Origin of the sequence: Frondihabitans sp. PAMC 28766, assembly GCF_001577365.1 — a bacterium.
Lineage (GTDB): Bacteria > Actinomycetota > Actinomycetes > Actinomycetales > Microbacteriaceae > Frondihabitans.
This window is the reverse complement of sequence record NZ_CP014513.1, coordinates 3,642,210-3,657,031: the sequence shown is the minus strand read 5'-3', so window position 1 is coordinate 3,657,031 and position 14,822 is coordinate 3,642,210. Positions and strand designations below refer to the sequence as shown.

The 14,822-nt window shown below is 69.9% G+C and carries 13 protein-coding genes; 4 read left to right on the top strand and 9 right to left on the bottom strand.

Annotated elements, in window-relative coordinates:
• Positions 1-6: 6 nt before the first annotated feature.
• Positions 7-540: a hypothetical protein gene (locus AX769_RS17520; protein WP_157887706.1), complete on the top strand. Its 534-nt coding sequence runs from the start codon at positions 7-9 to the stop codon at positions 538-540.
• A 17-nt stretch (positions 541-557) separates the two neighbouring features.
• On the opposite strand, the gene AX769_RS17515 is transcribed toward AX769_RS17520, so the two are convergent.
• From AX769_RS17515 to AX769_RS17480, 8 genes are all read right to left on the bottom strand, one after another.
• Positions 558-1,667, bottom strand: coding sequence for a mandelate racemase/muconate lactonizing enzyme family protein (locus AX769_RS17515; protein ID WP_082763904.1), 1,110 nt, complete (start codon positions 1,665-1,667; stop codon positions 558-560).
• Positions 1,664-2,983: an alpha-L-fucosidase gene (locus AX769_RS17510; RefSeq protein ID WP_066281882.1), complete on the bottom strand. Its 1,320-nt coding sequence runs from the start codon at positions 2,981-2,983 to the stop codon at positions 1,664-1,666. Before AX769_RS17510 ends, AX769_RS17515 begins: the two co-directional genes overlap by 4 nt.
• Positions 2,980-4,356: an alpha-L-fucosidase gene (locus AX769_RS17505; RefSeq protein WP_066281881.1), complete on the bottom strand. Its 1,377-nt coding sequence runs from the start codon at positions 4,354-4,356 to the stop codon at positions 2,980-2,982. Before AX769_RS17505 ends, AX769_RS17510 begins: the two co-directional genes overlap by 4 nt.
• 122 nt (positions 4,357-4,478) lie before the next feature.
• Entirely contained in the window at positions 4,479-5,588 is a 1,110-nt protein-coding gene (locus AX769_RS17500; RefSeq protein ID WP_239451840.1) for a Gfo/Idh/MocA family protein, read from the bottom strand.
• Positions 5,585-7,702 (bottom strand): alpha-L-fucosidase, encoded by a 2,118-nt coding sequence (locus AX769_RS17495; RefSeq protein ID WP_066281880.1) that lies wholly within the window; start codon positions 7,700-7,702, stop codon positions 5,585-5,587. The genes AX769_RS17500 and AX769_RS17495 overlap by 4 nt, the downstream gene beginning before the upstream one ends.
• 53 nt (positions 7,703-7,755) lie before the next feature.
• Positions 7,756-8,799, bottom strand: a complete 1,044-nt coding sequence (locus AX769_RS17490) for a LacI family DNA-binding transcriptional regulator (RefSeq protein ID WP_066281878.1) — start codon at positions 8,797-8,799, stop codon at positions 7,756-7,758.
• A complete protein-coding gene (locus tag AX769_RS17485) occupies positions 8,799-9,944 on the bottom strand; it encodes an extracellular solute-binding protein (protein ID WP_066281877.1) in 1,146 nt (381 codons plus the stop codon). The genes AX769_RS17490 and AX769_RS17485 overlap by 1 nt, the downstream gene beginning before the upstream one ends.
• A complete protein-coding gene (locus AX769_RS17480) occupies positions 9,941-11,119 on the bottom strand; it encodes a CaiB/BaiF CoA-transferase family protein (RefSeq protein ID WP_066281876.1) in 1,179 nt (392 codons plus the stop codon). The genes AX769_RS17485 and AX769_RS17480 overlap by 4 nt, the downstream gene beginning before the upstream one ends.
• A 163-nt stretch (positions 11,120-11,282) precedes the next feature.
• On the opposite strand from AX769_RS17480, the gene AX769_RS17475 reads away from it, so the two are divergent.
• The 3 genes from AX769_RS17475 to AX769_RS17465 all read left to right on the top strand — a co-directional run bounded on the left by AX769_RS17475 (position 11,283) and on the right by AX769_RS17465 (position 13,948).
• The gene (locus tag AX769_RS17475) at positions 11,283-11,726 is read left to right on the top strand and encodes a MaoC/PaaZ C-terminal domain-containing protein (protein WP_066281874.1); all 444 of its coding nucleotides are present in this window, start codon (positions 11,283-11,285) and stop codon (positions 11,724-11,726) included.
• Between the two features lie 98 nt (positions 11,727-11,824).
• Complete coding sequence (locus AX769_RS17470) at positions 11,825-12,928, top strand: aldo/keto reductase (protein WP_066281873.1); 1,104 nt, start codon at positions 11,825-11,827, stop codon at positions 12,926-12,928.
• Positions 12,929-12,934: 6 nt separating this feature from the next.
• Positions 12,935-13,948, top strand: a complete 1,014-nt coding sequence (locus AX769_RS17465) for a LacI family DNA-binding transcriptional regulator (protein WP_066281871.1) — start codon at positions 12,935-12,937, stop codon at positions 13,946-13,948.
• Here the strand turns inward: AX769_RS17465 and AX769_RS17460 are convergent.
• A complete protein-coding gene (locus tag AX769_RS17460; protein WP_066281870.1) occupies positions 13,911-14,822 on the bottom strand; it encodes an amidohydrolase in 912 nt (303 codons plus the stop codon). The two genes, AX769_RS17465 and AX769_RS17460, sit on opposite strands and share 38 nt — an antisense overlap.

The window sequence follows — 14,822 nt, the reverse complement described above, 5'->3', positions numbered from 1 at the left end:
GCAACGATGTCTTCAGCGAGCCCGGCCGCCAGTTCGTTCCGCCCGCGTTCGCGCGGGGTGCCCGTCGTGCTGGGGGCCATCGCCCTCGTGCTGCTGGTGCTCGCCCTGCTGGGGCTGCCGTTGATCCCGCTGCCGAGTCGGAGTGGCAACGATCACCAGTTCGCGACGTTCGGCACCGAGTTCGCGCGCTGGCGGCAGTATCACGGCTGGCGGTACACGTCCGACTCGTGGGTCTACTGGGCCGGGTTCGCCGCCTGCCTGTTCGGCGTCGTCCTCTGGTGGCGGCAGGTGCGCGGCTTCACGAAGCGTTACGCCCTCGTCCTGGTTCCGGCTGCGGCCGTGCTGGCTCTCGGCCCGCTCGTGCAGTCGGCTGTGGGCCTCAAGTCGTCCGACTATGCTTCGCGGGTGGCGTTCGGGGGCAACGTCGCCCTCAGCGCCGTGGTCGTGGTGGGCTTGTTCGTCCTCTTCTACTTCACGGAGCGTCTCCGTCGGTACTTCCGGGCTGCCGGCCGCGCGGGTGGCTCGGTCGGCAGCCGCTGACGGCTGAATCAGCTCGCCTACCGAACCCGCAGCCCGTCGATCGCGTCGAGGTTCCAGTCGATGCCGAGGCCGGGGGTGTCGGAGGGGACTCCGGCGCCCGACTCGATCGCCATGTCGCCGTTCGTGAGGGCGCGCAGCTGCGGGATGTGCTCGAGGTAGAGCGAGTTGGGCACCGCGCAGGTCAGCGCGACGTGCAGCTCCATCAAGAAGTGCGGCGCGACGGCGACGTTGTAGGCCTCGGCGAGGTGGGCGACCTTGAGCCAGGGCGTGATTCCGCCGATCCGCGCGACGTCGGGCTGCAGGATCGAGGCGGCGCCCGCGTGCAGATACTCCTTGAAGTGTCCGATCGAGTACATGCTCTCTCCGACCGCGATCGGGATGCTCGAAGATCTCGCGAGCGAGGCATGCCCCGAGACGTCTTCGGCGGGCAGCGGCTCTTCGAACCACGCCAGCCCGATGTCGTCGAACTGTGCTGCGCGCCGGATCGCCTCGGCCGCGGTGAAGGCCTGGTTGGCGTCGACCATGATGTCGAAGCCCCAGCCGACGGCGTCGCGCACGGCCCGCAGGCGCTCGGCGTCTTCGGCACCGCGCGGCTTGCCGACCTTGATCTTGACGCCGCCGAGGCCGTGGCGCTGCGCGGAGAGAGCGCTCTCGACGAGTTCGTCGCCGCTGAGGTGCAGCCACCCGCCCTCGGTGTCGTAGAGCGGGATCGACTCGCGGGCGCCACCGGCGGCGATCCAGAGGGGCGCGTTGCTGGACTTCGCCTTCACGTCCCAGACGGCCGTGTCGATGGCGGCGAAGGCGAGCGAGCTCACCGCACCCACTGTCGTCGCGCGGGTCGACGAGATCATCGCCCGCCAGACGGCCTCGTGGCGGGAGGCGTCGAGGCCCGTGACGGCGTCCAGCAACACCGTGCGGAGGAGGTCGAGGACGGCGCCGCCTCCGGTGCCGATCGTGTAGCTGTAGCCGAGCCCGGTGGCACCCGATGCCGTCTCGATGCGGACGAAGATCGTCTCCTGCGAGAGGAAGCTCTGCATCGCGTCGGTGCGCACGGTCTCGACCGGGAGGTCGCAGAGCCACGCCTCGGCACGGACGATTGCATCTCGCGACGCGGCCACGCCGGTCACACGGGCTCCAGCTCGATGGCGACGACGTCGACGAGGGCGCCGGTCGGCTCTGGCGCCTCAATGCGCAGCTCTCCAATGCGGGCCTTTTCGTCGGCGACGAATTCGTGCACGTTGCGGTCGGCGGTGAAGCCGAGAGAGGTTTCCGCCCCCAGGAGGCGAACGCCGCGGACGCGCCCGACGGGCACGCCCCGCACGGTGAAGGCCTCGACGGGCCGGGCCACGAGATGCAGGTAGATCGTCTCCGGGCGCCGGGTGACCGGCCCGGAGAACTCGATCGCCAGGTCGGGCTCGACGCCGATCACGCTTTCGCCGTGGCCGGCGATCCACGAGCCGATCTCTTTCAGCCGCACCGTCTCCGGCTCGGGGATCGACCCGTCGCCCCGCGGCCCGACGTTGACGAGCAGGTTGCCGCCGCGGCTCGTCGTCTCGATCAGCATTTCGACGAGGGTGCGCGAGGACTTGTAGGCGGTGTCGGTCGGACGATAGGCCCAGGCGTCGCTCATGGTCATGCAGAGCTCCCACGGGCCGGCCGGGGGTGTGCTCGGCAGCCCCTGCTCGGGCGTCGCGTAGTCGCCGGCGTCGGTCAGCCGGTCGTTGATGATCACGTCCGGCTGCAGTGACTTGATCAGCTGCCGCAACTCGCGGGTGTGCCATTCGTCGGCGGTCCGCTCCCACTCGCCGTCGAACCACAAGAGGTCGACGCGCCCGTAGTCGGTCAGCAGCTCGGTGAGCTGGTCTCGCAGGTAGGTGACGTAGCGCGCCCAGGCCTCGGGCGAGGGGCGGCGGTGACGCTGTGTGGCATCCTGCGGGTCGAACTGGGGCTGATGCTCGGCCGGGTAGGGGCGGTCGGCGTCGGTGAAGGCGGGATAGTCGACGTGGTGCCAGTCGGGCAGGCTGTAATAGACGCCGATGCGAAGGCCTTCGGCGCGGGCTGCGTCGACGAATTCGCGCGTGATGTCGCGGCCGTAGGGGGAGTGCTCGACCGAGAAGTCGGAGAACCGGGTGTGGTACATCGCATAGCCCGAGTGGTGCCGCGCGGTGAAGACCACGTAGCGCGCGCCCGAGGCCCGGATCAGGCGCGCGACGGCTGCCGGGTTCCATCGAGTCGGGTCGAAGGTCGCCGCAGACGAGTGGTACTGCTCGACCGTCACCTCGTCTTCGGGTCGATCCCGGCCGGGGATGATCGACTCTCCGACGATCGGCCACGAGATCTCGATGCCCTGCTGGCTGGCGTGGTCCCAGTGCACGAAGACGCCGAGCCCGGCGCCCGTGAACCAGTCGGCCAGGTCGACGCCATCGCGCACGGAGCCAGTCATCGCGAGACGGCTGCCGTCGCGAACGTGACGACGTGCGGACCGGCGCCGGCCGCGCGCGGCGGCAGCGTCACGACGAGAGAGTCGCCGTCGAGGTTCACGGTCACCGCGGCTCCGTCACTGAGAACGGCGGTCGCAGGATCGAGGAGCGCGGCATCGGCATCCAACCGCACCTCGCCGTCGGCATCGACGATCGCGCGCACCCCCGCATCGGTAGCCGTCCAGCGCACCCACGGCTCGTTGCTCGGCCGCGCGACTGCAGAGTCGACGATCACGGACGAGAAGATCGCGTCGCCGTGCGCGGCGTTCCAGTCGCCGAGGGCCTCTAGGCTGCGGCGCTGGATCGGAGGCACAGTGCCGTCGGCCATCAGGCCGATGTTGAGCAGAAGGTTGCCGCCGCGCGACACGACGTCGACGAAATGGCGGATCAGCTCGTCGCCCGAGAGCGTGGTCGTCTCGTCTTCGAGCTGGTTGTAGCCGAACGAGTAGCCGACGCCTCGGCAGTTCTCCCACGGCTCGTCCGAGCCGGTCGTCGCGCCCATGGCGTACTCGGTGGTGCGGTAGTCCCAGTGGGTGTCGCCCCAGCGGTCGTTGATCATGCCCTCCGGCACGGCAGCGTAGTAGCGCTCGAACAGCCTCACGAGGCTGTGGTCGCCGGGCGGCTTGCCCGCGTCGGGCCAGTCGATGTCGTCCCAGAGCACGTCGGGCGCGAACTTCGTGATCAGGTCGTCGACGTGGGTGAAGGCGTAGCGGGCGTAGGAGTCGTCGACGGGGCGCGACGAGAACATCTCGTCGAGGTCGTCGGGCTTGTCGACGAGCGGTGGCGCCGGGGCGAAGTGCCAGTCGAGGCCGCCCGAGTAGTAGACCCCGAACTTGAGGCCCGCGCGGCGCGTCGCATCGGCGAACTCGGCGACCAGGTCGCGCTTCGGGCCGCGGGCCACCGTGTTGAGGTCGCCCGTCTCGGGCGCGTCCCACAGGGTGATGCCGTCGTGGTGCTTCGTGGTCGGCACGAAGTAGCGGGCGCCGGTGTGCTTGACGAGAGCGAGCACCTCGTCGGCGTCGAAGTTCTCGGCCCTCCAGAGGTCGAGGAGGTCGTAGTAGTCGGCGCCTCCGAAGACCTCCCGGTGGTGCTTCCACGCCGGGCTGCCCTCGATCCTGGAGGTGTTCATGTACCACTCGGCGTAGGGGTTGCGGGCGAACGAGTCGGGCACCTCGTCGGTGCCCATGTCGCCGAGGGGCTCGGCCCAGGCGGCGACCGAGTAGGCGCCCCAGTGAACGAAGATGCCGAGCTTCGCGTCGGTGAACCAGGCGGGGCTCTGGTGCGCGAACTTCTCGTAGGGGGCGGGCCGGACGGAGTCGGGCTTGAACATCGCCATGGAGAGCTGCTTTCGTCGGTGAAATCAGAGGGGTGGGCGCGGCGGGACCAGTCTAGACATACGATCAATCACGCACAAATGAGTCAGGAAGTGCCCGTTCGTGTTCTGCAACAGTCAATTCATCAGTTCAATAATGTGCGGATCGGGACTCCGCCGACACCACTCGCCTCATAGGCCGCCTCGACAGTGGCCATTGTGACGAGCACATCGTCGATGCTCGTGGGCAGATTGGGCACCGACCCCTCGAGGTAGCGCATCAGTGCGCCCATCGAGCCCACGAAGGCGTCGGGGAACCAGGTGCCGTCGAACGGCACGGACTGCCACGACGCCGGATCGTCGGAGTCGCGCTGGATCTCGAGGAGGTCTTCTCGACCCTCGGGGTACGCCATGAGCAACCCCATCTGCGCCCGGAGCGCGCCTTTCGTGCCCTCCCACTTGACGTAGCTCTGCTCGTACTTCTCGCCGAAGTGGTGGTCGTGGTTGGTCGTCACGAGTGCGCGCAGGGGCCGGCCGCCGTAGTGGAAGACGATGGCCGAGCGCGAGTTGGCGTGCGTCTTCTCGGGGTGACGAACGGTGACGGCCGACACGCTGTCGGGGTCGCCGACGAAGCTGCGCACGAGGTCGAGGTAGTGCACGCTGTGCATGTTGATCTCGAGGCGGTCGAGGGCGAGCACGCTGGGGAACATCTCCCACGGGGTGTTCACCTCGACCTGGATCTCGAGGTCGTAGAGCTCGCCGATCTCGCCCGACGCGATCAGCGCTCGGGCCACGGCGACGTAGGGCGCGAAGCGCAGCTGCGTGTTGACTGCCGCGACCAGCGATTTGCGGTGGCAGATCTCGACCACCCGCTCGACGTCGGCCCAGGTGTTGCCCAGCGGCTTCTGGATCAGCACGGCCGCCCCGTCGGGCAGCTGCTCGAGCACCTCGGCGTAGTGCTCGGGCATCAGGGCCAGGTCGAAGACGGCGTCGGTCGGCGCGGCGGCGACGGCGTCGCCGACCGAGCCGAAGACGGCTGCCATGCCGTACTGGTCGGCGAGCCTCTGCGCCCTCGGTACGTCGCGGTCGCAGATCCCGGCCACCGTGAAGCCGGCCTTCGCGTAGGCCGGCAGGTGAGCGTCGCGCACGATCCCTCCGGCCCCCAGGATCACGATGGGGCGCGGATGCCGCGGAGCCTCCAGCGTGTAGACCGGATCGGGCGAGAACTCCGGAGTCGCATACAGGCGGCCCGTCACGGCAGATCACTGCGGCGGGTCGCCTCGAGCACCAGCACACCGTGGATGGCGACCGCGGGCAGCGTGACCTGAATCCTGCCGCCCTCGCCCGTGCTCTCGACGTCGAGGCCGGTGCGCGCGTCGTAGACCCGGGCGACGTCGAGGGGTAGGTCGAGCTCGACCGGAACGCCCGACTGGGGCACCACCTGGTCGAAGTACTCGGTGTGGTCGCGCCCGCGCCGGGTCGCGCCCGCGAAGTTGACGGCGTGCAGGATGAAGCGCTCGCCGTGGGTCGCGGTCTCGGGCTGGTGCGTGAGGCCGAGCTCGAGGCTGGATGGGGCCGACGAGCGCACCAGGCGCTCGGGGTGAACCGAGTCGAGCACGCGGCGGAAGAGCTCGGCGTAGAGCCAGTAGCCGTGGGCGTAATAGCCGCTGGCGACGGGGAAGGCGAAAGCGGCGAGACGGTCGCCCACCAGCACCACCGGCTTGCCGGTCTGGGTGGCGACCGGGCTCTGGTGATGGCTCGTGTAGTGCTCGGGTGAGCGCTGGAAGAGCGGCTCGCCGAGGGTTGCGGCGACCTGCACCGAGTCGCTCGGGGCGTCGCCGCCGAGAGTCCAGCGGTCGGCGCCGTCGTAGAGCGCGAAGTCGTAGCCGTCGACCGTGTCGCCGAAGCCGTCGGCGATACGCAGGTAGGCGGGCGTGAAGGGTGAGGGCTCGCTGTGCGTCACACCCAGGTCGCGCAGCCACGGAGCCTCGTCGAGGGTCGTGCCCGGCACGGCCGAGTGCACGAGCGTGCCACCCGCCTCGACATACGCTTCGAGTTCGGCGGTCACCGCGGGCGTGAGCTCGTCGCCTTCGGCCACGATCACGAGCGGGTAGCGGTCGAGGTCGACCGTGCCCGCCTCGACCACGTCGTACTGCACCCCGAGCTCGCTCAGCATCTTCGCCGCGCCGCTCGCCCCGTCGCTGATCGCGTGTGTGCCGTGCCGCTCGGTGCGGCCGTAGTCGGCGAGCTGCAGCCCGGAGACGACGAGAGCGGCTTCGGCCACACCCACCGCGCCCTCGAGCACGTCGTCGATGGCGGCGAGGCTGCCGTAGGCCGCCCCGATCGTGCGGTAGACGCCCGGCTCGAGCCGCGCCGACGGGGGCGCCTGGTCGCCGATGCAGACCGCCGAGCCCGTCGCGGCGATCCACGCGGTCTCGAGGGTCAGCTGGTTCTCCGACTTGAGGCCGCCGAAGTCGGCCCAGGTGAGGAGGAACCGGCCGGTCATGCCCGTACTCGGGAGGTCGAGCGAGCGCACATAGCGCGCGTTGAGCGGGAAGTAGCCGTAACCCCACTCGCCGCTGGGCAGCGCCTCGATGTCGACGTTGTAGAGATACTCGGCTCTCTCGGCCAGACCCAGCCGCGTCTGATTGTTCTGCTCGAGCTCGACACCCGGCGCCACCTCGTCGACGACCTCTTTCGAGCGCCGCAGCCACATGGTGAGCAGCTCCTGCATGCGCTCGCGCTGGACCCGGATGTCGAAGGGGTCTTTGCCCTCGGCCCGGATGGCCTCCAGGCAGTTGTGGCAGAAGCACTCGACCTCGGGGTTCGGCATCGGCATGTCGTACCAGACCCCGTCCGGTCGGCAGCGCGACAGGATCTCGCGGGTGTGGTCGAGCATCAGCTCGACGTAGTCGTCGTTCGAGAGGCAGAGCGCCGTCCAGTTCGGCGTCTCGTCGAAGGCGGGCAGGTAGGTGTCGCGCTCGCGGCGAAAGCACAGCCACTCGGGGTGGTGCTCGGCCAGGTAGTTGTCCCAGGTGACGCAGTAATACGTGTAGACCTTGATGCCGGCCCGGCGACAGGCCTCGACCTGCTCGCCCATGAGATCGAGGCCCTCGAGCCCCGGGTGCACCGGGCCGTGCTCGGACGGGTAGTAGAAGTAGCCGTGCATGTCTTTGGCGAACACGACGATCGAGTCGATCGACGCCTTCTTCAGCGTCGCGACGAACTCGTCGGGGTCGAACGCGTAGCCGACCCGCGGCTCGAACTGCGAGTTGTGGTAGTCGAGGTGCACCTTGCGGCGAGGCCGCGGGGCGATCGCCTCGAGGTCGGGATGGAGCCACGCGCTTCGTGAGTGAACGCCGGTGGTCACTGGTTCTCCTTCAGGGGTGCTGGTCGCCGAAAGCCGCGGCTGTCGGCCAGGGGTCAGGTCGATCGGGGTGTTCGGTGGAGGGGGCGACGGAGAGCCCGGGTCGAGTCGCGAGCGACGAGCAGCGGCTCAGGATCGGAGATCGTCTCGTCGCGTGCCTCCTGCCCGGACATCGCGCCGAGCAGCGCTTCGAGCCCGGCGCGCCCCAGCTCGTACAGGGGCATGCGCACCGTCGTCAGCGCCGGTGAGGTGTTCTCGGCCGTCCAGGCGTCGTGGATCGCGATCACCGAGAGGTCGTCGGGCACGTTCACGCCGACCTGGCGGGCCTCGGCGAGCAGCCCGATGGCGGCGTTGAGGTTGGCCACGACGACGGCGGTCGGGTGCCGGGGCAACGACCAGAGCTGCTGCAGGGCGGCCCGGCCCTGCACGGCCGTGTAGCCGAGGTCGGTGACCCACTCGTCGCGCGTGTCGATGCCTGCCGCCGCGAGCTCGTCGCGGAAGCCACGCTCGCGGGGGAGCGCGGTGCCGGCGAAGGGCGTGCCACCGACGAAGGCGATGTCGCGGTGCCCCAGGTCGAGAAGGGCGCGGGTCGCGACGCGAGCGCCCTCGCGGTCGGGCAGCGAGACCGACGAGCGGCCCGCGCCCCGGATCGAGTTGATGAAGACGACGGGTGACTCGCTGTCGAGCAGCGCCTCGATCTCGCGCGGGTAGATCTCGTCGCTCGCCTGCAGCAGCATGCCGTCGACGCGGCCCTCGCCGATCAGCTTGGTCAGCGTGGGGCCGCCGGGCTGCATGTCTTCGCTCCGCCCGAGCAGCACGAGGTGGTCGTGCTCGATGCCCGCGTCCTCGACCCCGCGCATCAGCTCGCTGAAGATGGCGTTGGTCAGATCCGGCACCACCATGGCCACGACGTTCGACCGCGAGAACTTCAGGGCGCGCCCCGCGAAGTTCGGGCGGTAGCCGAGCTCGCGTGCCGCCTCCTCGATGCGCTCGCGCGTGGCCTGGCCGACCCGGGCCGAGGGCGCATTGGTCAGCACACGCGAGACGGCCGAGACCGAGACGCCCGCCTTCTCGGCGACGTCGCTCAGGGTCACGGCCATCAGGATCCTGCTCTCTCAGCGACGAGCAGCAGCTCGGCGGCCGCCTCGTCGAGACGCCTGCCGAGCTCGTCGTCGCTCAGCTCCCGCGCCAGCGCCTCGGTCACCCACGGGGCCACGAGATCCTGAAAGGCCAGCCACCCCGTGGTCGACGGGCGCACCCAGGCGCGATCGAGGGTCTCCCACGTGTCGCGGAAGAAGTCGAGGGTGAGGCCGTTGGCACGGTCGTCGTCCCACGCCTCGGCGTTGCCCGGCTGGCCGCCGGCGTCGAAGTACGAGCCCCGCTGGGCTTCGGCGGAGGCCACCCAGAACGCGAAGTCGAGCGCCTCGCGCTCGTGGGGCGTCGCACCGGAGACGGCGATGCCGGCCCCGCCGAGCAGCGAGCCGGCGATACCGTCTGGCCCCGCCGGGGCGTCGTGGTACCGCAGGCGATTGCCGCGAAAGCCCGCGCGGGCGTAGTTGCTGTAGCCGAAGAGCAGCGGCGCGTAGCAGTGCCGATCGGAGTGCGCGAGGGCCTCGGCCACCTCGATAGGGTTCTGGGCGAGACAGTCGGCGGGCACGGCGTCGGCCAGCCGGTGCATCAGGTCGAGAGCCTCGAGCAGCTTCTCGCGGCGCAGGAAGACACCTGGCTCGTCGACCGGCGACGCCCCGTGCGCTCCCGCGATGGTGATGAGGCTGGAGAGAGCGTCGATCGGCTTCGCCGGCCAGAGCACACGCCCCTCGCGAGCCAGCTCGAGCACGCCGTCCCAGTCGTCGGGAGGGCGCGCGATGAGGTCGGGACGCGACGCCGAGACCTGCGCCGCAGCGTCGGTCGCCAGGCCGTACTGGTGGCCGCCCGACGCGTAGCTCGCATGCGATCGACCCACCGACTGCTCGGCGAGCAGCTCGAGATCGTCGTCGTGGTTGCGCCCGTCCAGTGTCATCAGGAGGCCGTCGCGAGCGGCAACAGGGACGTGCGGATGGTCGATCACGAGCAGGTCGTACTCTCGCGCCAGCGTCTCGAGGGGGGCGTCGGCGAAGGCCTGCAGCGACCGCGCGGCCCACTCGATCGTCGTGCCGGGATGCGCCTCGGAGTACACGGCCGAGGCTGCGACGAAGCAGTCGAGGCCGCGGGGGTGCTCCCAGGTGATGCCGCGCAGAGTGCTCACGCGAAGAACTCCTTCGCGACCGCGGCGTCGTGCTGCCCGAGCAGCGGCGCGGCCGACGCGGCCCGGAGCGGCTGCCCGTCGATGCGGATCGGGCTGCGCGTCGTACGCAGTGTCAGTTCTTCGCCGTCGCGCGTGAGCGAAGCGTCGCGGACGATCTCCTGCGTCATGCCGATCGACCGGAAGCCGTCGTGCTCGATCAGCTCGTCGAGCGTGAGAACGGGCGCGCACCAGACGTCGGCGGCATCCAGGATGCCGAGCCAGTGGTCGGTCGTCTCGCCACGGAAGCAGTCTGCCAGAACCGCCTCGATGCGATCCTGTTGCCCCCACCACGCCTCCGGGTCGGTGAGCGCCTCGAGCTCGGGGAGTGCCAGGAGGCCCCCGATGCGGTCGACCGGGTTCATCGCGAGTGCGATGTGGCCGTCCGCCGTCGGGTACGTGCCGTACGGCGCCGATAAGAACGCGTGCGCCGAGTGCGGGCCGCCTCGCCGGACGTGGATGGAGTCGTCGTTGAGCTTCGTCGTGAGCAACTCGAACTGCAGGTCGAGCATGGCCTCCAGCAGGCTCGTCTGAACGAGGCCGCCCCGGCCGGTGCGCTCGCGGCGGAAGAGCAGCGCGGTCACGCCTTCGGCGAGGTGGCAGCTGGTGAGGTGATCGGCGATCGAGAGGCCCATCGGCACGGGGCCGTCGTCGCGTGAGCCATTGAGCCAGGGCAGGCCGGTGACCGCTTGAGCGAGGAGATCCTGCCCGGGGCGGTGCTTCCACGGGCCCTCTTCGCCGAACCCCGAGGCGCTGGCGTAGACGAGCCGCGGGTTGAGGTCTTTCACCGTGGCCCAGTCGAGACCGATCCGCTCCATCACGCCGGGGCGGAAGTTCTGGATGAGCACGTCGGCCTTCTCGACGAGCGAGCGCACCCGTGCGAGGTCGTCGGCGTCCTTGAGGTCGGCGGTCACGCCCTCCTTGTTGCGGTTCATGGCGTGGAACGAGAGCGTGTCGCCGTCGGCCCGGGCGCCGGCGAAGGCCAGGGTGCGGCCGATGTCGCCGGTGACCGGCCGCTCGATCTTGATCACCCGCGCACCCAGGTCGGCGAGACGCATGGCGGCGACCGGGCCGGCGAGGAACTGGCTGAAGTCGAGCACCAGGACGCCTTCGAGGGGCAGGTCGATCTCGGTCGCCATCGTGTCGCCCTTCCGCCTCGTCGTCGGTGCTCGTGGCATCGATGCTACGAAGTCGAGTCGTGATGGTCAATCGTTTGCGCAGAGTTGCCCAGAAAGTGCTCAATCGATTGACTGAGGGGCTCACGCTGGCTAGCTTGGCTGGCACCCGGCAGAAGGAGGCCCCGTGCAGGTTGCAGAGCGACGGTTCGACGACTACGAGGTCGGCGACGAGCGGCGGACGACCGGCCGCACCATCACCGAGGCCGACATCGTGCTGCACGCCGGCCAGACGGGCGACCTCTACCCTCACCACATGGACGCCGAGTGGGCCGCCACCCAGCCGTTCGGTCGCAGGATCGCGCACGGCACGCTCGTCCTGTCGGTGGCCGTCGGCATGACGGCCGGCGACATCAACCCCCGTGCCATGAGCTACGGCTACGACCGGGTGCGGTTCGTCGCCCCCGTGTTCATCGGTGACACGATCACCTCGACCGCCGCGATCACTGCCGTTCGCCCGCATCCGAAGCAGCCCGAGAGGTACGGATTCGTCGACGAGCTCGTCACGACGACCAACCAGCACGGCGAGACGGTCATGGTGCTCACCCACGTGTACCTCGTCGAACGCTGACTCGCGCGACACGCTCGCTTGACTGCTCTCACGGGCCTCCCTACACTCGAGGGCGAAACGTTTCGCCGTGGCGGCGTGCGGGGTCGAGAGGTCGTTCGATGGGGTCCATTCCGGCAGAGCAGTGCGCGAGCGTCGATCCGTCGCGGGTGCCCACGCTCGCCCTGGCATCCGGCGCTCGTATCCCCGCCATCGGCATGGGCACGTTCGGCTCGGACACCTACGGGCCCGACCAGGTGGCCGCAGCGGTCGCCGGCGGCCTGCGGGCGGGTTACCGCCTGATCGACTGCGCGGCCGTCTACGGCAACGAAGCCCAGGTCGGCGCGGTGCTGCAGGATGCACTCCGCGGGGGCCTCGACCGCGACGACCTGTTCGTCATGTCGAAAGTGTGGAACGACGCCCACTCGCCGGAGGACGCTCGGGCCTCGGTGCGACGATCCTTCGCCGACCTGCGGCTCGACCATCTCGACGCCGTGTTCGTGCACTGGCCCTTCCCGAACTCGCATGCGCCGATGGCCGACGCCGACGCCCGGGACCCCCACGCCCGGCCCTACCTGCACGACGAGTTCCTCGCCACCTGGCGGGCTCTCGAGGCGCTCGTCGCCGAAGGGGTCGTCAGGCACCTGGGCGTCTCGAACGTCACCCTGCCGAAGCTCCGGTTGATCCTGCGCGACGTCGAGACCCGGCCCGCGCTCATCGAGATGGAGCTGCACCCCGGCTTCCAGCAGCCCGAGCTCTTCCGGTACGCCGTCGACCAGGGCATCCAGCCCGTCGGCTACTCTCCGCTCGGCTCGCCGTCGCGGCCCGAACGAGACCGCACCGAGGGTGATCTCGTCGACTTGGACCATCCCGTCGTGAGGCGCATCGCCGAGGCGCACGGCATCCACCCCGCTCTCGTCTGCCTGAAGTGGGCCGTCGCCCGGGGGCAGATCCCCATCCCCTTCTCGGTCAAAGAGAGCCAGTATCGGGCCAACCTCGCGGCGGTCGTGGACGATCCACTGACCCCGGCCGAGATCGAGGCCATGCGCTCGGTCGAGCGCAACAACCGACTCATCAAGGGGCAGGTCTTCCTCTGGCCGGGGTCGCGCTCGTGGCTCGATCTCTGGGACGTCGACGGGACGATCCCCGGCTGGCAGGGGTACGAAGCCGATGCGCGGCCCGTTGCGCGCGCCGTCGACGAGGCCGCGGCGCATCCGGCATCCTGAGACGTCATGGCCACCTACAAGGACATCCAGCAGGCCACCGGGCTGTCGCTGTCCACGATCTCGAAGTACTACAACGGCCGCACCGTGCTCGACGAGAACCGCGCGGCGATCGAGGAGGCCGCCGAGAGGCTGGGATTCCGTATCAACGGCTTCGCGCGCAACCTGCGTGCCCGACGGTCGCGCACCGTGGGCGTCCTGCTGCCCGAGCTCGACAACGACTTCCACCTCTCGATCATCGCCGGGGTCGAGCAGGCTCTCGGCGGCGAGGGCGTCAGCGTCCTCGTGTCGTCGAGCCACGCCGGCGGGCGCCCCCGCAACGACGCCGTCGACCTCATGATGAGCAAGATGGTCGACGGCATCATCGCCGTGCCGTCGGCCAACGTCGTCGACGCGCTTCGCGGGGTCGCCGACCGGGGCGTGCCCGTCGTGATGGTCGACTGGGTCGTCGACCGGCTCACGGCCGACGCCGTAGTGCTCGACAACGTCGGGGCAGGGGCCATGGCCGCGCGCCACCTCGCCGACCACGGCCACCGACGGATCGCGATGGTCGGCGGGCTCGAGGATATCTCGACCATGCGCGAGCGGGCGGCCGGGTTCGAGAGCGCTCTCGCCGACCGAGGGCTGTCTCCGGCCGACGTCCTCGTGTCGTCGGGGCCGCTCACCGTTGATTCGGGCCACGCCGCCATGCAGGCCTTCCTGGCCCTGCGCGACCGCCCCACGGCCGTTTTCTGCGCCAACTACGAGCTCACCCTCGGCGCGCTGATCGCTCTCAACGAGTCGGGGCTCCGCATCCCGAACGACATGTCGTTCATCGGCTTCGACAGCACGGAGCTCGCGCAGGTCGCACGCCCGCCGCTCACCGTCGTGATCCAGCCCCTCGAGGCGATCGCCCGGGAGGCAGCCGCCCTCATGAGCGCGCGCCTCAGCGGCGAGCAGAATGACTCCTGGGAGCCCTCCGTGGTCACCCTCCCGGGGAGGCTCGTCATCGGAGGGTCGGTGGCGTCTCTCCACTCGTCGTGATCCGCTGCGCGACGGCGGCGTCGACGCGGGCCTGAGCGATTCCGTAGAAGCTCTGCGCAGTGGTTCCGAGGATCGCCCGTCGTGCGTCCGCGTCGACGTCGGCGAGAATCTGCGACAGCCCCGACCAGACGCGCTGATATCCGCCGTTCGGCACCGAGACCGGCCAGTCGCCTCCGTACATCAGCCGGTCGGCGCCGAACAGCTCGATCGCGCGCTCGACGAACGGCCGCACCTGGTCGACGGTCCAGGCGCCGCCGTCGGCCGTGGCCGAGTACAGCCCCGAGACCTTCGCCGACACCAGCGGGTTGTCGGCCGCCGCGGCGATGAGCGACCACCACGGCTCCCGCTCGGACAGACCGATCGGAGGCTTGTTCAGGTGGTCGACGACCATCCGGAGGCGAGGGTGCCGCTCCGACAGGATCGGGATGATCTCGAGGTGGCGGGGGAGGACGCCGACGAGATCGAACGGCACGTCTGCCTCCTCGAGCAGGCCGAGACTCTCGTCGACGTCCGGGCGGAGCAGCCAGTCGGGGTCGGGCCGATCGTGCACGAGGTTGCGGATGCCGACCACCAGCGGATCCTGGCGCAGCGACTCGAGACGGCGCGCGGCGTTCGCAGGCTCGTGCAGCGGCGCGTACGCGACCACACCGACCACCTCCGGGTGCGCGGCCGCGACCTCGAGCATGTGCGCGGTGTCGCCGGCGTCGTCGTCGGCCTGCACCAGCACTGTCGCATCGATGCCGGCCGCTCGCAGCTCGGGCACGACCGCGTCGAAGTCGATCGTCCGATTCAGACTGTCGGGGGCCGACGTCAACCACGCGTAGGGTGAGCGCGAGAGATCCCAGACGTGCTGGTGCGCGTCGATGACGGCCAT